General features: G+C 68.2%; 15 protein-coding genes. 11 read left to right on the top strand and 4 right to left on the bottom strand.

All coding sequences use genetic code 11. The features are described from left to right. Positions 1 to 77: 77 nt before the first annotated feature. Positions 78 to 1,610 (bottom strand): D-alanyl-D-alanine carboxypeptidase/D-alanyl-D-alanine-endopeptidase, encoded by a 1,533-nt coding sequence (gene dacB, locus OEJ37_RS05520; protein ID WP_175941184.1) that lies wholly within the window; start codon positions 1,608 to 1,610, stop codon positions 78 to 80. A gap of 201 nt (positions 1,611 to 1,811) precedes the next feature. On the opposite strand from dacB, the gene OEJ37_RS05525 reads away from it, so the two are divergent. From OEJ37_RS05525 to OEJ37_RS05550, 6 genes are all read left to right on the top strand, one after another. After that, complete coding sequence (locus OEJ37_RS05525) at positions 1,812 to 2,474, top strand: response regulator (RefSeq protein WP_009691805.1); 663 nt, start codon at positions 1,812 to 1,814, stop codon at positions 2,472 to 2,474. Positions 2,475 to 2,477: 3 nt separating this feature from the next. Next, positions 2,478 to 3,824 carry an ATP-binding protein gene (locus OEJ37_RS05530; RefSeq protein ID WP_174419817.1) on the top strand — a complete coding sequence of 449 codons (1,347 nt, stop codon included), beginning with the start codon at positions 2,478 to 2,480 and terminating at the stop codon, positions 3,822 to 3,824. 112 nt (positions 3,825 to 3,936) lie between these two features. Beyond that, complete coding sequence (locus tag OEJ37_RS05535; protein WP_174419816.1) at positions 3,937 to 5,421, top strand: DegQ family serine endoprotease; 1,485 nt, start codon at positions 3,937 to 3,939, stop codon at positions 5,419 to 5,421. 104 nt (positions 5,422 to 5,525) lie between these two features. After that, positions 5,526 to 5,954 (top strand): carboxypeptidase-like regulatory domain-containing protein, encoded by a 429-nt coding sequence (locus OEJ37_RS05540; protein WP_174419815.1) that lies wholly within the window; start codon positions 5,526 to 5,528, stop codon positions 5,952 to 5,954. A 136-nt stretch (positions 5,955 to 6,090) separates the two neighbouring features. Beyond that, positions 6,091 to 6,450, top strand: coding sequence for a DUF427 domain-containing protein (locus OEJ37_RS05545; RefSeq protein WP_174419814.1), 360 nt, complete (start codon positions 6,091 to 6,093; stop codon positions 6,448 to 6,450). Between the two features lie 28 nt (positions 6,451 to 6,478). Beyond that, complete coding sequence (locus OEJ37_RS05550; protein WP_174419813.1) at positions 6,479 to 7,186, top strand: CoxG family protein; 708 nt, start codon at positions 6,479 to 6,481, stop codon at positions 7,184 to 7,186. Positions 7,187 to 7,251: 65 nt separating this feature from the next. Here OEJ37_RS05550 and OEJ37_RS05555 read toward each other — a convergent pair whose 3' ends face one another. Next, positions 7,252 to 8,259: a helix-turn-helix domain-containing protein gene (locus OEJ37_RS05555; RefSeq protein ID WP_263343437.1), complete on the bottom strand. Its 1,008-nt coding sequence runs from the start codon at positions 8,257 to 8,259 to the stop codon at positions 7,252 to 7,254. Positions 8,260 to 8,411: 152 nt separating this feature from the next. Here OEJ37_RS05555 and OEJ37_RS05560 point away from each other — a divergent pair, with 152 nt between their 5' ends. Then, positions 8,412 to 9,077, top strand: a complete 666-nt coding sequence (locus OEJ37_RS05560; protein ID WP_263343439.1) for a cysteine hydrolase family protein — start codon at positions 8,412 to 8,414, stop codon at positions 9,075 to 9,077. 104 nt (positions 9,078 to 9,181) lie between these two features. Here OEJ37_RS05560 and OEJ37_RS05565 read toward each other — a convergent pair whose 3' ends face one another. Beyond that, the gene (locus OEJ37_RS05565) at positions 9,182 to 9,823 is read right to left on the bottom strand and encodes a TetR family transcriptional regulator (protein WP_263343441.1); all 642 of its coding nucleotides are present in this window, start codon (positions 9,821 to 9,823) and stop codon (positions 9,182 to 9,184) included. 397 nt (positions 9,824 to 10,220) lie between these two features. Between OEJ37_RS05565 and OEJ37_RS05570 the strand changes: the two genes are divergently transcribed. The 3 genes from OEJ37_RS05570 to OEJ37_RS05580 are packed head-to-tail and all read left to right on the top strand — an operon-like array spanning position 10,221 to position 16,234. Further along, the gene (locus tag OEJ37_RS05570) at positions 10,221 to 11,495 is read left to right on the top strand and encodes an efflux RND transporter periplasmic adaptor subunit (protein WP_263343442.1); all 1,275 of its coding nucleotides are present in this window, start codon (positions 10,221 to 10,223) and stop codon (positions 11,493 to 11,495) included. A 15-nt stretch (positions 11,496 to 11,510) separates the two neighbouring features. Continuing rightward, on the top strand, positions 11,511 to 14,711 hold the full coding sequence (bpeB, locus tag OEJ37_RS05575; RefSeq protein WP_263343443.1) for an efflux RND transporter permease BpeB: 3,201 nt from the start codon (positions 11,511 to 11,513) through the stop codon (positions 14,709 to 14,711). Then, entirely contained in the window at positions 14,711 to 16,234 is a 1,524-nt protein-coding gene (locus tag OEJ37_RS05580) for an efflux transporter outer membrane subunit (protein WP_263343445.1), read from the top strand. The genes bpeB and OEJ37_RS05580 overlap by 1 nt, the downstream gene beginning before the upstream one ends. Positions 16,235 to 16,581: 347 nt before the next feature. On the opposite strand, the gene OEJ37_RS05585 is transcribed toward OEJ37_RS05580, so the two are convergent. Continuing rightward, entirely contained in the window at positions 16,582 to 17,958 is a 1,377-nt protein-coding gene (locus tag OEJ37_RS05585) for a nucleobase:cation symporter-2 family protein (protein ID WP_174419806.1), read from the bottom strand. A gap of 450 nt (positions 17,959 to 18,408) precedes the next feature. Between OEJ37_RS05585 and OEJ37_RS05590 the strand changes: the two genes are divergently transcribed. Then, positions 18,409 to 19,124 (top strand): FGGY family carbohydrate kinase (locus OEJ37_RS05590; RefSeq protein ID WP_263343446.1); only part of this gene is annotated, 716 nt, incomplete at its 3' end.

The following is a 19,124-nucleotide window of genomic DNA, read 5'->3' on the forward strand; positions in this document are numbered from 1 at the left end:
GCGGTGCCGCCTTGTGGCCGACGTACGCCGACGCCGACAGAGGGGCGGGGATGCGCCGCATCGCGGCGCGCGAGCCGTCAGTGCGCGCCCGCGTAGATCCATTCGAGCAGCGTGTCGTGCGCGGCGCGCGCGCCTTCCGCCTGGTCGTTGTTGATGAAGCTGACGACAACGTAGCTCTGGCCGTCGGCGCCGGCGACGTAGCCGGCGATCGCGCGCACGTCGCGCAGCGTGCCGGTCTTGATGTGCGCGTTGCCGAGCACGCCGGCGTTGGTGAGGCGGTTCTTCATCGTGCCGTCGATGCCGGCGATCGGCAGCGAATCGACGAACGCCTGCGCGACGGGGCTCGCGTTCGCGGCCTGCAGCAGCGCGGCGAGCGACAGCGCGCTCACGTGCTCTTCGCGCGACAGCCCCGAGCCGTTCTCGAGCGCGAGGTCCGGCATCGCGATGCCGTTCTTCTGCAGGAACGCCTGAATCGCGCGGCTCGACTGCTCGGGCGTCGCGGGCGGCTTGCCGCTGACCGCGCCGATCGTCAGGAACAGGTTGCGCGCCATCACGTTGTTGCTGAACTTGTTGATGTCGTAGACGATGCTGCCGAGCACCGGGCTGTGATGCACGGCGAGCGGTCGCGCAGTGGTCGGCACCTTGCCTTCGCTCACGGGCCCCGCGATCGTGCCGCCGTCCTGCCGCCACAGCGCGAGGAAGCCGCGCGCGAAGAACGTCGTGTGATCGAGGATCGCGAGGTTGGTCGTGCGCGCGCCGCAGCGCAGCGGATAGTCGCCGGCGAACGACGCGGTCATCATCCCGCCGCCGGCCGTCAGCGTCGGGCGCGCGGCCGCGGCGGCCGCGCTGCACGAGCCCGTGCCTTCGACCAGCTGGTTGTCGATCGACAGGTCCGCGAGCGGCGGCAGCACGTCGACGGCCACCTTGCCGTCGTCGCCCGGCGTGACCGTGAACGACACGGCCTTGAACGCATACAGCAGCGGATCGGGGCCGACGTTGTACGGCGCGCTCACGTCGTCGTCGAACGACGGCAGGTCGCGCGTCGATGCCGCGAAATAGCTCTTGTCGAGCACGAGGCCGCCGGCCACGCGCTTGATCCCGGCCTTGCGGATCTTGTCGATGAGGTCGATCAGCTCTTCGGGTACGAGCTTCGGATCGCCGGTGCCCTTGATGTACAGGTTGCCCTGCAGCGTGCCGTCCGGGTCGACCGTGCCGTCCGTGTAGGCGGTCGTGCGCCAGCGGAAGTCGGGGCCGAGGATCGACAGGCCCGAGAAGGTCGTGACGAGCTTCATCGTCGACGCCGGCAGCATCGGCCGGCTCGCATTCCACGCGATCAGCGGTTCCGGGTCGCCGACGCGCTCGACGACGACGCTCATCGCCGATGCCGGCACCTTCGCGCGCTGCAGCGCGACGAGCACCGATGCCGGCAGGCCGGCCGCACGCGCGGCGGGCGACACGACGGCGGTCTTGCGCGTTTCCTTGTGGAATTTCTTGCGGGCTTGCGCGGGCGGCGCGAAGGCCAGGGCCGTGCAGGTGGCGATGACGGCGGCTGCGCGCAGGCAGGCGCGGGTGCGGGGAGCGAACCGGGTGGAAAGGGTGGAAATCGGCATGGACGAATACGGGTAAGCGGGGGCTCGGGCGGCGCGTGCGTCGCGCGCAAGCGCACATTGTAGAGACAAGTGGGCAAATGCCCGCCGAAATCACGTGTCGTGCCGCATTGCGGCATCACTTTGCCGCGCGCATGCCGCGCGCGCGATTCGCGGCGCTACAATGATCGGCGTGTTTCACCCGACCCATGGATGCCTGTCCCGATGCGGATTCTGCTTGTCGAAGACGACCGAATGATTGCCGAGGGCGTGCGCAAGGCGCTGCGCTCGGACGGCTTTGCGGTCGACTGGGTGCAGGACGGCGACGCGGCGCTCACGGCGCTCGGCGGCGAGACGTACGACCTGCTGCTGCTCGACCTCGGCCTGCCCAAACGCGACGGCATCGACGTGCTGCGCACGCTGCGCGCGCGCGGGCTGTCGCTGCCCGTGCTGATCGTCACCGCGCGCGACGCCATCGCCGATCGCGTGAAGGGCCTCGACGCGGGCGCCGACGACTACCTCGTCAAGCCGTTCGATCTCGACGAGCTGGGCGCGCGGATGCGCGCGCTGATCCGCCGCCAGGCCGGGCGCAGCGAGTCGCTGATCCGTCACGGCGCGCTGACGCTCGATCCCGCGTCGCACCAGGTGACGCTCGACGGCGCGCCCGTCGCGCTGTCCGCGCGCGAGTTCGCGCTGCTCGAGGCGCTGCTCGCGCGGCCCGGCGCGGTGCTGTCGAAGAGCCAGCTCGAGGAAAAGATGTACGGCTGGGGCGAGGAGATCGGCAGCAACACGGTCGAGGTCTACATCCACGCTCTGCGCAAGAAGCTCGGCTCGGACCTGATCCGCAACGTGCGCGGGCTCGGCTACATGGTTGTCAAGGAAAGCTGACGCGTGAGGTCGATTCGTCATCAATTGCTGATCTGGCTGCTCGCGATCGTCGTCGCAGGCGTCGGCCTCGCCGGCTGGCTGATCTATCGGCAGGCGCTCGCCGAGGCGAACGAGCTGTTCGACTACCAGCTGCAGGAAATCGCCGCGGCGCTGCCGTCCGAGCCGTTCTCGCAGGTATTCGGCTCGCGGACCAACGGCGACGAAGGCATCGTGATCCAGATCTGGAACCGCAACGGCGTGCTGATGTACTTCTCGCATCCGCGCGCGCCGATCGCGCCGCGTGCGGAGCTCGGCTTCTCCACCGAGCGCACCGATCGCGGCGAATGGCGCGTGTACGGCGCGATCGTCGGCGACAACGTCGTGCAGCTCGCACAGCCGCTGTCGGTGCGCAACCGGCTCGCGGCGAACGTCGCGCTGCGCACGTTGTGGCCGCTGATCGTGCTGCTGCCGTTCCTCGGCGCGGCCGTGTGGGTGATCGTCGGGCGCGGGCTCGCACCGCTCGGGCGCGTGACGCGTGCGGTCGAGGCGCGCCGGCCGGAAGCGCTCGATCCGCTGCCCGACGGGCGCCTGCCGCTCGAGGTGCAGCCGCTCGTGCGCGCGCTGAACGGGCTGCTCGCGCGGCTGTCGGCCGCGCTCGACACGCAGAAGGCGTTCGTGGCCGACGCCGCGCACGAACTGCGCACGCCGCTCGCGGCCGTGCAGATCCAGGCGCAGCTCGTCGCCCGCGCGAAGGACGATGCGTCGCGCCGCGAGGCGGTCGCGGATCTCCAGGACGGCGTCACGCGCGCGACGCGCCTCGCGGAGCAGTTGCTTGCGCTCGCCCGCGCCGAGCCGGACGGCGCGACGATGCGCGAGCCGGTCGACCTGCAGGCGCTGCTCGCCGAATGCGTGGCCGCGCATGCGCCGCTCGCGCAGCGGCGCGACATCGATCTCGGTTTCGAGGAGACGCGCGCGGCGAGCGTCGTCGCGGACGTCGGCGCGCTGCGCGTGATGTTCGGCAACCTGCTCGACAACGCGGTGAAGTACACGCCGGACGGCGGCCGCATCGACGTGTCGCTGACCTCCGACGCGGCCGGCCGCGCATGCGTGCAGATCGGCGACAGCGGGCCCGGCATCCCGGCCGACGAGCGCGAGCGCGTGTTCGACCGCTTCTACCGCGACAGCTCCGCGCGGGCGCGTGCCGACTTGTCGGGCAGCGGTCTCGGGCTCGCGATCGTCAAGCGCGTGGCGGCGCAGCAGGGCGCGACGGTGTCGCTCGGCGACGCGGCCGCGGGCGGCCTGCTCGTCAGCGTCGTGTTCCGCGACGCCGAGATGCCGGCCGAGGCGCCGCAGCAGTCCGAATCCGTGTGAAGAACGCTGTCGGACGGGCCTTGCCGGCCCGCTTAAGCCCCGCTTAAGGCTGATTAAGCCTCCTTTAAGTCAGGGTCGTTACGCTGCGTCCTAACAAAGAGGAGGTCCTACGATGAACACCCGATTCCTTGCGCGCGGCGCCGTCGCGGTCGCCGTGGCGGCTGCCCTGTCGGCCGGCTATTTCGCAGGCACCCGCCGTGCCGATCCGCAGATCATCACGCCCGCGCAGGCGGCCGCGCTGATGCCGGCCGAAGCGGCCGCGAAGACCGGCATCCCCGATTTCTCCGGGCTCGTCGAGACCTACGGCCCGGCGGTCGTGAACATCAGCGCGAAGCACGTCGTGAAGCAGGTGTCGCGGCGCGTGCCGCAACCGCAGCTGCCGATCGATCCGAGCGACCCGTTCTACCAGTTCTTCAAGCACTTCTACGGCCAGGTGCCGGGCATGGGTGGCGACGCGCAGCCGGACGACCAGCCGAGCGCGAGCCTCGGCTCCGGGTTCGTCGTCAGCTCCGACGGGTACATCCTCACCAATGCGCACGTGATCGACGGCGCGAACGTCGTCACGGTCAGGCTGACCGACAAGCGCGAATACAAGGCGAAGGTCGTCGGCTCGGACAAGCAGTCCGACGTCGCGGTGCTGAAGATCGACGCGAGCGGCCTGCCGACCGTGAAGATCGGCGATCCGGCGCAGAGCAAGGTCGGCCAGTGGGTCGTCGCGATCGGTTCGCCGTACGGCTTCGACAACACGGTCACGTCGGGCATCATCAGCGCGAAGTCGCGCGCGCTGCCGGACGAGAACTACACGCCGTTCATCCAGACCGACGTGCCGGTGAACCCCGGCAACTCGGGCGGCCCGCTGTTCAACCTGCAGGGCGAGGTGATCGGCATCAACTCGATGATCTACTCGCAGACGGGCGGCTTCCAGGGCCTGTCGTTCGCGATCCCGATCAACGAGGCGATCAAGGTGAAGGACGAGCTCGTGAAGACGGGCCACGTGAGCCGCGGCCGCCTCGGCGTCGCCGTGCAGGGGCTGAACCAGACGCTCGCGAGCTCGTTCGGGCTGCAGAAGCCGGACGGCGCGCTCGTCAGCTCCGTCGATTCGAACGGCCCGGCCGCGAAGGCGGGCCTGCAGCCGGGCGACGTGATCCTGTCGGTCAACGGCTCGCCGGTCGCCGATTCGACGTCGCTGCCCGCGCAGATCGCGAACCTGAAGCCGGGTTCGAAGGCCGACCTGCAGATCTGGCGCGACAAGTCGAAGAAGTCGATCAGCGTGACGCTCGGTGCGATGACCGATGCGAAACTCGCGTCGAACGACGGCGGGCCGGTCGAGCAGGGCCGCCTGGGCGTCGCGGTGCGCCCGCTGTCGCCGCAGGAGCGCAGCGCCGGCAACCTGTCGCACGGGCTGATCGTGCAGCAGGCCGGCGGGCCGGCCGCGAACGCGGGCATCCAGCCCGGCGACGTGATCCTCGCGGTCAACGGCCGCCCGGTCACGAGCCCCGAGCAGTTGCGCGACGCGGTGAAGGGCGCGGGCAACAGTCTTGCTCTGCTGATCCAGCGCGATAATGCACAGATCTTCGTGCCGGTCGACCTGAGCTGACCGGCGACGGCCGACGGCCGGCCAGGCCGGCCGCGGCGGGCGCTGCCGCCGTCCGACCCCGTGGCGTGGCGCCCCGTATGTGTTCCGACCCAAAGGAGAGAGCCATGCAATATCTACGCAACGTGTCCCGATTTGCCGTCGCCGCGGCGCTGGCCGCCGGCTTCGCAGCCGGCGCGTACGCGCAGTCGGACGGCTTGCCCGCCGCGCGCCAGCAGGGCGACGTCACCTTCGTGTCCGGCGGCATCGGGCTGGACGAATCGACGGCGTTCCAGCGCAACGAGGCGAAGTGGCCGCTGGCGCTGCGCTTCACCGGCAAGGGCGGCGAATTCCTGGCCGACGTCCATGTGCGGATCGTCGACGGCAAGGGTGCCGAAGTGCTGAAGACCGACACGCGCGGGCCGTACATGCTCGTGCAGGTGCCGCCGGGGCGCTATACGGTGCAGGCGTCGTACCAGGGTAGCGACGAATCCCGTACCGTCACGGTCGGCGCGAAGGGCGGCGCGAAAGCCGCGTTCCAGTGGAGCGCGCAGTAGCCCGCCGCACGCGGCCCCCGCCCGGGTCGCGCAATCGGACGAAGTTTCGCCCATAATGAAAGCCACGGCATTCGTGCCGTGGCTTTTTTCGTTTCCTGCCACCGGCCTGCCTGCCGGGCCGCCCGAAGGAGAAACGATGTCAGACGCCGCCGTCCCTCACCTTGAAATCGTGCCGAACCGCCATCGCGTGCGCGTGATCCACCGCGGCATCACGTATGCCGATTCGCACGGCGTGCTGACCGTGCGCGAAGCGGGGCTGCCGGACGTCCATTACCTGCCGCGCGGCGACGTCAACATGCGCAGGCTCGTGAAGTCGGGCGTGACGAGCGCCTGCCCGTTCAGGGGTGAGGCCGTGCATTTCGACTTGCAGACGGAAGACGGCGTGATCGAGAACGCCGCATGGAGTTACGAGGAACCGAAGGCGGCTGCCGCCGCGCTTGCGCACTACGTCGCCTTCGATGTCGCACGGATCGACAGTCTCGTCGAGACGTCCTGATGCGGCGCGCGTTCATCGGGGAGGCATCATGGAACTGAACGACACGTTACGCGTTCCGCTCGCGCCGCCTGTCGTGCGGGAGGCCTTCGAGGATCCCGCATTGCTGCGGGCGAGCTTCGACCATTGCGACTCGTTCGTGAAGCTCGCGCACGGCGAGTTCGCGCTGGCGATCACGGTGCCGCTCGGCCCGCTGCGTGCGCGCTACGACGTGCGTGTGCATGCGGCCGGCGAGCAGGGCGACGCGGAAGGGCAGCCGCGCCGCATGATCAATTTCAAGGCGCGGGCCGACGGCCTCGGTGCGCTGCGCGGCCAGGTCGAACTCGTGCTGCTGCGCGAAGACGATGCGAACGCCACGTGTATCGAGTACGTGGTCTGGGCGACGGCGAGCGGGCCGCTCGCCGAGTTGCCGGCGCGGCAGATCGAGAATGCGCTGCGCGAATGGGCCGACGATTTCTTCCGCGAGTTCTGCGCGGTCGTGCAGGCGAAGCACGGTCTCGCGCCGAATCGCGCGAACCCGGCCGCACCGCGGCGCCAGCATGTGTTCCTGCGGCCGGCGTCGCTGATGGCCGCGACGAAGCGTCCGCTGCCGCCGCACCCCGGCGGCGCGCTGACCGCGCGTGTCGCCAGCGTGCTTCATCATCGAGGTTCCGGCCCGGTGTCCGTTTGGGCATGGGCGGCGATGATCGTGTTCGTCGCGCTGCTGCTTTATGCGGCGCGCTGGATCAACGGCGGCTGAGCGGTCGAGCCGCTGAACCCCGCCGGTTTCGCTTCACGGCCCGCCCGCTGCGCATGCGGCGGGCGTCATTGTCCCGCGTCGGCACCGGCTCCGGCGCCGCGAAATTCCCTTCGATACGCAGACGGCGACGTGCCGAGCGCGCCCGCGAAATGCTGGCGCAGCGACACGCTCGACCCATAGCCGGCCGCCTGCGCGATCGCGTCGATCGATTGTCCGGTGGTTTCCAGCAGATGCTGCGCGCGCGAGAGCCGCTCGGCCTGCAGCCATGCGGTAACGGTCGTGCCCGTCGCCTGGCGGAAGTGGCGCGTGAACGTGCGCCGGCTCATCAGCACGCGTTCGGCGAGCGAATCGACGCTGTGCGCGGCGTCGAGGTGCGCGCGCACCCAGTCGAGCAGGCCCGCGAGTCGCGCATCGCGCGGGTGTGCGGCGACGGGCTGCGGCACGTACTGGGCCTGCCCGCCCTGGCGGTGCGGCGGGATCACGAGGCGGCGCGCGATCCGGTTCGCGGCGTCCGAGCCGAAACGCCGCCGCACGACGTGCAGGCAGCAGTCGAGCCCCGCGGCCGTGCCGGCCGACGTCATCAGGTTGCCGTCGTCGACGTACAGCACGTCGGGGTCGAGCTTCACGCGCGGAAAGCGTTGCGCGAAGTCGTCGGCCCACGCCCAGTGCGTGGTGGCCGGGCGGCCGTCGAGCAGGCCGGCCGCGGCCAGCACATACGCACCGAGGCACAGCCCGACGAGCTGTGTGCCGCGTGCGGCGACCGCGCGCACGGCGTCGAGCAGCTCGTCGGGCGGCGCTTCGTCCGGGTCGCGCCACGCCGGCACGATCACGATGTCCGCGTCGTCGAGTGCGTCGAGCCCGTACGGCGCGGTGATCGTGAAGCCGCCCGTCGTCGCGAGCGGGCCGCGCTCGGCCGAGCAGACGCGAAACTCGAACGCGGGCGACGCGGCCGCGTCGCGCTCCTTGCCGAACACGACGGACGGCACCGACAGATGGAACGGGCTGATGCCGTCGTATGCGATCACGGCGACGACGGTCGGGGCAGGCGAGGCGGGTGACGCGACGGCGGTCATGGCGGGCTCCGGGATGGTGATGGCCCGATTTTATCGAAGAATGGCTATCGGGCCACTGTCCGCGCAGGCGATGCGCCCCGACAATGCATCGCATCGCGCCGCTGGCCGTCCCGTTCCGGGGCGGGGCCGCGCGTCAGGACCAGGAGCCCGCCATGTCGAACGCCGCCCCGCATTCCACTTCCAATCCCACTTCACGCCGCGCGCTGATCGTGATCGACGTCCAGAACGAATACGTGACGGGCAACCTGCCGATCGAATATCCGCCGCTCGACGTGTCGCTCGCGAACATCGGCCGCGCGATCGACGCCGCGCATGCGGCCGGCGTGCCGGTGATCGTCGTCCAGCACGTCGCGCCGGCCGGCGCGCCGATCTTCGCGCCCGGCACCGACGGCGTTGCGCTGCACGCGGTCGTCGCCGGCCGCCCGTACGCGCACCTGATCGAGAAGGCGCAGGCGAGCGCGTTTGCCGGGACCGATCTTGCCGCATGGCTCGACGCGCACGGGATCGACACGCTCGCGGTGGCCGGCTACATGACGCACAACTGCAATGCGTCGACGGTCTATCACGCGGCGCATGCGGGGCTGAATGTCGAGTACCTGGACGATGCGACGGGCGCGTTGCCCTATGAGAACGAAGCGGGCGCGGCGAGCGCCGAAGAGATTCACCGCGCATACACGGTGGTGTTCCAGTCGAATTTCGCGGCCGTGATGTCGACCGACGCGTGGATCGCGGGACTGGCCGGCGCGCCGATGCCGAAGCGCGATTCGGTGGCCGCGTCGAACCGGCGGGCTCGCGCGCATCGCGCGAAGGCGGCGTGACCTGGTCGGGGAGACGGAGGCGGGCAGCGCATTGCCGTGGCTGTTGTGCGGCCCGGCTCCCCGATCGATGAAAATGAAACGGCGCGCGGGCGGCCGCCGCGCCGTCAGTCTCTTTCCTTCAGCATCGCGGGGCTGTAGCGCAGCATGTCGAAGCAGCCGTCGACGAGCTTTTCCGCATGCTGCTCGGCGTCGATCTCGTCGGGCAGCATCAGCATGTCGCGCACGAATCCACTGACGAGCGTGTGCAGCATCAGCGTCGCGCGCCACGTATCGAGCCGCTCGGGCAGCAGCTTGAGCCGCACGGCGACCGCGAGGTCGGCGTCGATCATGTGCAGCGCCTCGCTCATTCCCGCGCGGTTGCGCTGCAGCAGCGGCTCCAGGTCCGCGACGTACTCGCACTTCATGAACAGGATGCTGAACACGCGCCGCAACTGCGAGTCGCGCTGCACGCCGAGCAGGCACCAGATCAGGATCTTGCGGATCTTCTCGAGCGGATTGCCGCCCGGTGCGTCGAGCGGCGTCCGCTTCAGCTCGTCGATCGGCAGGAACACGCGGTCGAACATCGCGTCGAACAGCTCGCTCTTGTTCGCGAAATGCCAGTAGATCGCGCCGCGCGTGACGCCGGCGTGCTGGGCGATGTCCGCGAGCGACGTGTGCGACACGCCCTTCTCGAAGAACACGTGTTCAGCGGCATCGAGAATGCGATTGCGCGTCTCGAGCGCCTCCTCCTTGGTACGTCTGACCATGTGCAGGCCTGATTGGATCGATCGTAGGTGAATATAGGGTCCGTAACCCTCGTCGCCGTCTAGCGGATTGGCTATGCTTGCGACTGGTAATAATTCGTAAGACTGGACAGCCGGCACAACGCAATCGGGCTTTTTACATACATTCGTGAATGTATATACAATACCACCCTACGATCGAATGACCCAAGTGGCAATCAGTTAATATCCCACTCTGCTGATTCCCGCCAAAGCACCATCCGCAGTTCGCGGCATCCCGTCGGCATGGAGGTTTCGTGCCGACGTGCTGTATCCAGCAGTCCAGTAATTCAGGTGTTCGATCTGCGCCGCGAGGCGCATCCGTGTTGCGCTCCCGTCGGGTGCTGCACTTATTCCATTGGTTACACACAGAGGTCGCTCCATGCGCGTCGAACGGGTTCCATACCGCTTGATCACTGTCGCGGCAGCCGCGGTTTTCCTGGCTGCATGCGGAAAAAAAGAATCGGCACCGCCGCCGCAAACGCCGGAAGTCGGCGTCGTCACCGTCCAGCCGCAAGCCGTACCGGTGTTCAGCGAGCTGCCGGGCCGCACCAGCGCGTTCCTCGTCGCGCAGGTCCGCGCACGGGTCGACGGCATCGTGCTGCGCCGTGAATTCACCGAAGGCACCGACGTCAAGGCCGGCCAGCGTCTCTACAAGATCGATCCGGCGCCGTATGTCGCCGCGCTGAACAGCGCGAAGGCGACGCTCGCGAAGGCGCAGGCGAACCTCGCCACGCAGAACGCGCTGGTCGCGCGCTACAAGGTGCTGGTGGCCGCGAACGCGGTCAGCAAGCAGGACTACGACAACGCGGTGGCCACGCAAGGGCAGGCCGCGGCGGACGTCGCGTCCGGCAAGGCGGCGGTCGACACCGCGCAGATCAACCTCGGCTACACGGATGTCGTGTCGCCGATCACGGGCCGCGTCGGCATTTCGCAAGTGACGCCGGGCGCATACGTGCAGGCGAGCCAGGCGACGCTGATGTCGACGGTGCAGCAGCTCGATCCCGTGTACGTGGACCTCACGCAATCGAGCCTCGAAGGCCTGAAGCTGCGCCAGGACGTGCAGAGCGGCCGCCTGAAGACGAGCGGCCCGGGCGCGGCGAAGGTGTCGCTGATCCTCGAGGACGGCAAGACCTATGCGGAGCCGGGCAAGCTGCAGTTCTCGGATGTGACGGTCGACCAGGCCACCGGCTCGGTGACGATCCGTGCGGTCTTCCCGAACCCGGGCCGCGTGCTGTTGCCGGGGATGTTCGTGCGTGCGCGGATCGAGGAAGGCGTGAACGAGAACGCGTTCCTGGTGCCGCAGATCGGCGTCACGCATGACCAGAAGGGCCAGGCGATCGCGATGGTGGTGAACGCCGGCAACAAGGTCGAGCCGCGTCCGCTGAAGACGACGGGCATGCAGGGCCCGAACTGGATCGTCGAAGGCGGTCTGGCGGCGGGCGATCACGTGATCGTGCAGGGCGGCGAAAAGGTGCGCCCGGGTGCGACCGTGAAGTCGGTGCCGGCGCAGCTCGCACCTGCGGCCAATGCCGCATCGGGCGCCGCTGCAACCGCCGCGCCGGCTGCCGCCGGTTCCGGCGCCGCTGCTGCTTCCGGTGCCGCCGCATCGGGCGCCGCGCCGGCGAGTGCTGCCGCTGCTTCGAGCGCGCAATAACAGGGAGCCTGTTTCATGGCAAAGTTTTTTATCGATCGCCCGATCTTCGCGTGGGTGATCGCCATCATCCTGATGCTGGCCGGGGTCGCGGCGATCTTCACGCTGCCGATCTCGCAGTATCCGACGATCGCGCCGCCATCGATCCAGATCACCGCGAACTACCCTGGCGCTTCCGCGAAGACGGTGGAAGACACGGTGACGCAGGTGATCGAGCAGCAGATGAGCGGCCTCGACAACTTCCTGTACATGTCGTCGACGAGTGACGACTCGGGCAACGCGACGATCACGCTGACCTTCGCGCCGGGTACCAACGCCGACATCGCGCAGGTCCAGGTGCAAAACAAGCTGTCGCTCGCGACGCCGGTTCTGCCGCAGGTCGTGCAGCAGCTCGGCCTGTCGGTGACGAAGTCGAGCAGCAGCTTCCTGCTGGTGCTCGCCTTCAACTCCGAAGACGGCAGCATGAACAAGTACGACCTCGCGAACTTCGTGGCGTCGCACGTGAAGGATCCGATCAGCCGGTTGAACGGCGTCGGTACCGTCACGCTGTTCGGCTCGCAGTACGCGATGCGGATCTGGCTCGACCCGACCCGCCTGACGAACTACGGCCTCACGCCGGTCGACGTGAGCTCGGCGATCACCGCGCAGAACGTGCAGATCGCAGGCGGCCAGATCGGCGGCACGCCGGCGAAGCCGGGCACCGTGCTGCAGGCGACGATCACCGAATCGACGCTGCTGCAGACGCCCGAGCAGTTCGGCAACATCCTGCTGAAGGTCAACCAGGACGGCTCGCAGGTGCGCCTGAAGGATGTCGCGCAGATCGGCCTCGGCGGTGAAAACTACAACTTCGACACGAAGTACAACGGTCAGCCGACCGCGGCGCTCGGTATCCAGCTCGCGACCAACGCGAACGCGCTGGCGACCGCGAAGGCCGTGCGCGCGAAGATCGACGAGCTGGCACCGTTCTTCCCGCACGGCCTCGTCGTGAAGTATCCGTACGACACGACGCCGTTCGTGAAGCTGTCGATCGAGGAAGTGGTCAAGACGCTGCTCGAAGGTATCGTGCTCGTGTTCCTCGTGATGTATCTGTTCCTGCAGAACCTGCGGGCGACGATCATCCCGACGATCGCGGTGCCGGTCGTGCTGCTCGGCACGTTCGCGATCATGTCGCTGGTGGGCTTCTCGATCAACACGCTGTCGATGTTCGGCCTCGTGCTCGCGATCGGCCTGCTGGTCGACGATGCGATCGTGGTGGTCGAGAACGTCGAGCGCGTGATGGCGGAAGAGGGCCTGTCACCGAAGGAGGCGACCCGCAAGGCGATGGGCCAGATCACCGGCGCACTCGTCGGCGTGGCGCTCGTGCTGTCGGCGGTGTTCGTGCCGGTCGCGTTCTCCGGCGGGTCGGTCGGCGCGATCTATCGCCAGTTCTCGCTGACGATCGTGTCGGCGATGGTGCTGTCGGTGCTCGTCGCGTTGATTCTGACGCCGGCACTGTGCGCGACGATCCTGAAGCCGATCCCGCAAGGGCATCACGAAGAGAAGAAGGGCTTCTTCGGCTGGTTCAACCGCACGTTCAACAACAGCCGCGACAAGTACCACGTCGGCGTGCACCACGTGATCAAGCGTTCGGGCCGCTGGCTCATCATCTACCTGGTCGTGATCGTCGCGGTCGGCCTGCTGTTCGTGCGCCTGCCGAAGTCGTTCCTGCCCGATGAAGACCAGGGCCTGATGTTCGTGATCGTGCAGACGCCGTCGGGTTCGACGCAGGAAACGACCGCGAAGACGCTCGCGAACATTTCCGACTACCTGCTGAAGGACGAGAAGGAAATCGTCGAATCGGCGTTCACGGTCAACGGCTTCAGCTTCGCGGGTCGCGGCCAGAACTCGGGTCTCGTGTTCGTGCGACTGAAGGACTACTCGCAGCGTCAGCATGCGAACCAGAAGGTGCAGGCGCTGATCGGCCGGATGTTCGGGCGCTACGCGGGCTACAAGGACGCGATCGTGATCCCGTTCAACCCGCCGTCGATTCCCGAACTCGGTACGGCCGCCGGCTTCGACTTCGAGCTGACGGACAACGCGGGTCTCGGCCACGACGCGCTGATGGCCGCGCGCAACCAGCTGCTCGGGATGGCCTCGAAGGATCCGACGCTGCAAGGCGTGCGCCCGAACGGCCTGAACGACACGCCGCAGTACAAGGTCGACATCGACCGCGAGAAGGCGAATGCGCTCGGCGTGACGGCGGATGCGATCGACCAGACGTTCTCGATCGCATGGGCGTCGAAGTACGTCAACAACTTCCTCGACACCGACGGCCGGATCAAGAAGGTCTACGTGCAGGCCGACGCACCGTTCCGGATGACGCCGGACGACATGAACGTCTGGTACGTGCGCAACGGGTCGGGCGGGATGGTGCCGTTCAGCGCGTTCGCGACCGGTCACTGGACGTACGGTTCGCCGAAGCTCGAGCGCTACAACGGTGTCTCGGCGATGGAAATCCAGGGTCAGGCCGCACCGGGCAAGTCGACCGGTCAGGCGATGAGCGCGATGGAAGGGCTCGCGAAGAAGCTGCCGGTCGGTATCGGCTATTCGTGGACCGGCCTGTCGTTCCAGGAAATCCAGTCCGGTTCGCAGGCGCCGATCCTGTACGCGATCTCGATCCTCGTCGTGTTTCTGTGTCTCGCGGCGCTGTATGAAAGCTGGTCGATCCCGTTCTCGGTGATCATGGTGGTGCCGCTCGGCGTGATCGGCGCACTGCTCGCGGCGACGATGCGCGGCCTCGAGAACGACGTGTTCTTCCAGGTCGGCCTGCTGACCACCGTGGGCCTGTCCGCGAAGAACGCGATCCTGATCGTCGAGTTCGCGCGCGAACTGCAGGAGACGGAGAAGATGGGGCCGATCGAGGCCGCGCTGGAAGCGGCGCGCCTGCGGCTGCGTCCGATCCTGATGACGTCGCTCGCGTTCATTCTCGGCGTGATGCCGCTCGCGATCAGCAACGGCGCGGGTTCGGCGAGCCAGCACGCGATCGGTACGGGCGTGATCGGCGGGATGATCACGGCGACGTTCCTCGCGATCTTCATGATCCCGATGTTCTTCGTGAAGATTCGCGCGATCTTCAGCGGCGAGAAGGAAGACGTCGACGAGGCGCTGCGTCTTGCGCAGGATCACATGCACGAGGCGGAGAAGGGCGGCCACGGCGACGACGAGAAGAAGGGGCAGTGATGATGCAAAAACATGCTTTGACTGCAATCGCGGTCGCGCTCTTTGCCACGGGCTGCACGATGGCGCCGCATTACAAGCGGCCCGACGCGCCCGTCGCGCAGGCGTACCCGGCCGGCGGCGTCTACGCGACGCAGCCGGGCGCTGCCGGCGCGCGCAGCGCGAACGGCCAGGCGGCGACCGCCATCGGCTGGCGCGAATTCTTCGTCGATCCGCGCCTGCAGCGGCTGATCGAGATCGCGCTGAAGAACAACCGCGACCTGCGCGTGTCGGTGCTGAACATCGAGGCGGCGCGCGCGCAGTACCAGATCACGCGCGCGGGCCTGTTCCCGACGCTCGACGGCACGGGTACCGGCAGCATCCAGCGGTTCCCGGCCGGCGTGTCGACGACGCGGCAGCCGTTGATCACGCGCTCCTACAACGTCGGGCTTTCGGCGTCGTGGGAACTCGACCTGTTCGGCCGCGTGCAGAGCCTGAAGGACCAGGCGCTCGCGCAGTACCTGTCGACCGCGTACGCGCGGCAGGCGTCGGAAATCTCGCTGGTGTCGCAGGTGGCTGACCAGTACCTGACGCTGCAGTCGACCGACGATCTGCTGAAGGTCACGGAGAACACGCTGAAGACGGCACAGGCATCGTACGACCTGACGAAGCTGCAGTTCGACAACGGCACGGGTTCCGAGCTCGAGCTGCGTCAGGCGCAGACGGTGGTCGAGACGGCGCTCGCGAACCAGCAGGCGCAGGCGCGTGCGCGTGCGCAGGCGCTGAACGCGCTGGTGCTGCTGATCGGCGAGCCGCTGCCGGACGATCTGCCGCCGGGCATGCCGCTCGACGCGCAGAACCTGCTGACGGACGTGCCGGCCGGGTTGCCGTCGGACCTGCTGACGCGTCGTCCGGACGTGATGCAGGCCGAGCAGACGCTGCTGGCCGCGAACGCGAACATCGGCGCTGCGCGCGCGGCGTTCTTCCCGAAGATCTCGCTGACGGCGGCGTTCGGCACTGCCAGCCCGACGCTCGGCGGCCTGTTCAAGGCCGGCACGGCGGCGTGGTCGTTCGCGCCGAGTATTGCGCTGCCGATCTTCGAGGGCGGTTCGAACATCGCCAATCTCGATCTCGCGCACGTGCAGAAGCGCATCGAGATCGCGAACTACGAGAAGGCGATCCAGTCGGCATTCCGCGAAGTGTCGGACGGGCTGGCCGCACGCGGCACGTACGACCAGCAGATCGCCGCGCTCGAGCGCAACGAGCACGCGCAGCAGCGCCGCTTCGACTTGTCGGACCTGCGTTACAAGAACGGCGTAGACAGCTACCTGTCGGTGCTGACCGCGCAGACGGACCTGTACTCGGCGCAGCAGACGCTCATCAGCGCGCGTCTGGCGCGCTGGACGAACCTGGTCGACCTGTACCGCGCACTGGGCGGCGGCTGGGTCCAGCGAGCCGGCGAGACGCCGCGCGCGCCGGATGAGCCGGTCGACTACGACAAGGCGGCCGCCCCGGCGCCTGCGTCGGCGGCGGCAACGAACGGGTAAGCGCGAAGCAGCGCGGGAGCGGGCGACCGCTCCTGTCCGTCGAACCGGCGGTATGCGCAAACAGAAACGCCACGGACGAACGTCCGTGGCGTTTCTGTTTGTGCTGTCGTATCGCGCGGGGCGACGAGCGTTGCCGTGACGATGCGTGCATCGGGCTCCGGTCGCTCCGGTCGCTTCGGCCCGCACGACAGATCGGCACGACCCGCGCAGCGCTGCCGGCGGCCGGCCCTTCCGATCCGATAGCGCTCGCCCGAGCCCCGCGTGATTCGACACCCGCCAAGCAAAACGCCACGGCATGCCGTGGCGTTTTTCGTTACCGCGTTGCGCCGTCGTCCGGCGCGGCGCGATCAGTGGTGCACGTCGGCGGGACGCCCGTCGAAGTCGTGTCCGGCGCGGCGGATGTCGCAGCGCGCATCCTTTTCGCCTTTCACGCCGTTGAACACGATGTTCAGGATCACGGCCGTGGCCGATGCCAGCAGGATGCCGCTGTGCAGGATCGGTGCGAGCGCGGGCGGCAGCTTCGAGAAGAAGTGCGGCGACACGACCGGCACGAGGCCCATGCCGACGCTCACGGCGACGATGAACAGGTTGTGGCTGTTGTTCACGAAGTCGACCTTCGACAGCACCTTGATGCCGTTCGCGGCCACCATCCCGAACATCACGATGCCCGCGCCGCCGAGCACGAACGGCGGCACCGATGCGACGACCTGCGCCATCTTCGGGAACAGGCCGAGCAGCACAAGGATCACGCCGCCCGTCGCGCACACGAATCGGCTCTTCACGCCCGTCACGCCGATCAGGCCGACGTTCTGCGAGAACGACGTATGCGGGAACGAGTTGAAGATGCCGCCGATCAGCGTGCCGAGGCCGTCGACGCGCAGGCCGCGCACCAGGCGCTCCTGGTCGACCGGACGATCGACCATGTCGCCGACCGCGAGGAACATGCCGGTCGATTCGATGAACGTGACGAACATCACGGTGACCATCGTCGCGATCGACAGCGGGTCGAAGTGCGGCCAGCCGAAGTGGAACGGCATCACGAAGCCGACCCACGGCGCGAGCGACACGCCTTCGGTGTTCACGCGGCCGAGGATGAACGCGATCACGAAGCCGGCGACGATGCCGAGCAGCACCGAGATGTTCGCGATGAAACCGCGGCCGAACTTGTTGATCAGCAGGATCAGCGTGAGCACGAGCAGCGACAGGCCGAGATAGACGGGGCTGCCGTATTCGGGGTTGCCGACGCCGCCGGCCGCCCAGTTGATGCCGACCTCCATCAGCGACAGCCCAATCACGGCAATCACGGTGCCGACGACCACCGGCGGGAAGAACCGCAACAGCTTGCCGATCGTCGGCGCCAGCACGATGCCGATGATGCCGGCCGCGATGGTCGAGCCGAAGATGTCGAGAATGCCGAGGCCGGGGTTCGTGCCGATCGCGATCATCGGGCCGACTGCCGCGAACGTGCAGCCCATGATGACGGGCAGGCGGATCCCGAAGATCCACAGGCCCAGCGTCTGGATCAGCGTGGCGATGCCGCACGAAAACAGATCGGCGCTGATCAGGAACGCGATCTGGTCTTTCGGCAGCTTGAGCGCGCCGCCGACGATAAGCGGCACGGCGACGGCGCCGGCGTACATGACGAGGACGTGTTGCAGGCCAAGCGTTACCAGCTTGCCGGTCGGCAGCACCTCATCGCACGGATGGACCGTGTTCGATTGCATCTGTCTCACTCCATGATCTTGTTTTCGGGGTGATACGAAGTTATGCGGAATGAATCCACGCAACAAGAGCGCTGGGTTCTATTCCGTGCTTTGCTGGTTCGATATGCCATTTCGGCATGAAACAGGGTGTCGATCATCGGGAAGCTGCCGCAGGAGTGAGGTTCCCCGGTTTTATAGCCCTTCAAAATAGCGCCGGCCCCCGTGCCAAATATCGGCCGCTTTATGGTGTGTATCGGCGTGGCCGCATAGTGGCAAAAAGGGGTGTCGAAAAATCGCGCCGGGTTAACCCGAGAACGGCCGCTTTTGCACGCAAGGTGCAGCCCGGTGAAACCGGGCCGCCGACCGCTTGCTTTCCTGCATCGCATTGCGCCGCGCTGACCGCAAAAGCCGCGGCACACATCGCGATCCCGTTATCATCGGCATCCGTCCATACGAATTCATCCTCCCGTCATGCGCCTGCTCGGAATCGACCTCGGCACCGGCTCCGTCAAACTCGTCACGCTCGATGCCGATGGCGTCGAGCGCGCGGTCGCGAGTGAACCTTATGCGTTGTCGTCGCCGCGGCCCGGCTGGGCCGAGATCGCGCCCGATGCGTGGTGGCAGGCGCTCGTGCGCGCGGCCGCGCGGCTGCCGGCCGGCGAGCGCGCGCAGGTCGCGGCGATCGGCTTCTCGGGGCAGATGCATGGCGTCGTGCTGATCGACGCGGCCGGGCAGCCGGTGCGGCCCGCGCTGCTGTGGCCCGACACGCGCGCGGTGCGCGAAGCTGACGCGTCCGATTGGTCCGTCGCGGGATCGCCTGCCGCCGGATTGCCCGTCGCCGGATCGCCCGTCGCCCCGAACCCCGTCGCGCCGGGCATGGCGGGCCCGCTGTTGCGCTGGCTGGCCGCGCACGAGCCCGATGCGCTGCGCGCCGCGCGCTGGGCCGTGCAGCCGAAGGACTGGTTGCGCATCGCGCTCGGCGGCGACGTCGCGGCCGATCCGAGCGATGCGTGTGCGACCGCGCTCGCGACGCCCGACGGCGCGTGGGATACGGCATTGATCGACGCGCTCGGCCTGCCGGCCGACCGGTTCGCGCCGGTCCATGTGTCGACTGCACGCTGCGGTACGCTCGGCGCGCAGGCGGCCGCGGCGCTCGGCCTGCCGGCCGGCGTGCCGCTGGCGACGGG

Source organism: Burkholderia sp. BKH01, from assembly GCF_025685725.1.
Lineage (GTDB): Bacteria > Pseudomonadota > Gammaproteobacteria > Burkholderiales > Burkholderiaceae > Burkholderia > Burkholderia pyrrocinia_C.

What these genes read in the sequence shown, in the direction of transcription:
- OEJ37_RS05550 (WP_174419813.1), top strand. Translation starts at nt 6,479, where the DNA reads ATGGAACTGAACGACACGTTACGCGTTCCGCTCGCGCCGCCTGTCGTG.
- OEJ37_RS05580 (WP_263343445.1), top strand. Translation starts at nt 14,711, where the DNA reads ATGATGCAAAAACATGCTTTGACTGCAATCGCGGTCGCGCTCTTTGCC.
- OEJ37_RS05560 (WP_263343439.1), top strand. Translation starts at nt 8,412, where the DNA reads ATGTCGAACGCCGCCCCGCATTCCACTTCCAATCCCACTTCACGCCGC.
- OEJ37_RS05570 (WP_263343442.1), top strand. Translation starts at nt 10,221, where the DNA reads ATGCGCGTCGAACGGGTTCCATACCGCTTGATCACTGTCGCGGCAGCC.
- OEJ37_RS05565 (WP_263343441.1), bottom strand. Translation starts at nt 9,823, where the DNA reads ATGGTCAGACGTACCAAGGAGGAGGCGCTCGAGACGCGCAATCGCATT.
- OEJ37_RS05585 (WP_174419806.1), bottom strand. Translation starts at nt 17,958, where the DNA reads ATGCAATCGAACACGGTCCATCCGTGCGATGAGGTGCTGCCGACCGGC.
- OEJ37_RS05540 (WP_174419815.1), top strand. Translation starts at nt 5,526, where the DNA reads ATGCAATATCTACGCAACGTGTCCCGATTTGCCGTCGCCGCGGCGCTG.
- OEJ37_RS05555 (WP_263343437.1), bottom strand. Translation starts at nt 8,259, where the DNA reads ATGACCGCCGTCGCGTCACCCGCCTCGCCTGCCCCGACCGTCGTCGCC.
- OEJ37_RS05535 (WP_174419816.1), top strand. Translation starts at nt 3,937, where the DNA reads ATGAACACCCGATTCCTTGCGCGCGGCGCCGTCGCGGTCGCCGTGGCG.
- bpeB (WP_263343443.1), top strand. Translation starts at nt 11,511, where the DNA reads ATGGCAAAGTTTTTTATCGATCGCCCGATCTTCGCGTGGGTGATCGCC.
- OEJ37_RS05525 (WP_009691805.1), top strand. Translation starts at nt 1,812, where the DNA reads ATGCGGATTCTGCTTGTCGAAGACGACCGAATGATTGCCGAGGGCGTG.
- dacB (WP_175941184.1), bottom strand. Translation starts at nt 1,610, where the DNA reads ATGCCGATTTCCACCCTTTCCACCCGGTTCGCTCCCCGCACCCGCGCC.
- OEJ37_RS05545 (WP_174419814.1), top strand. Translation starts at nt 6,091, where the DNA reads ATGTCAGACGCCGCCGTCCCTCACCTTGAAATCGTGCCGAACCGCCAT.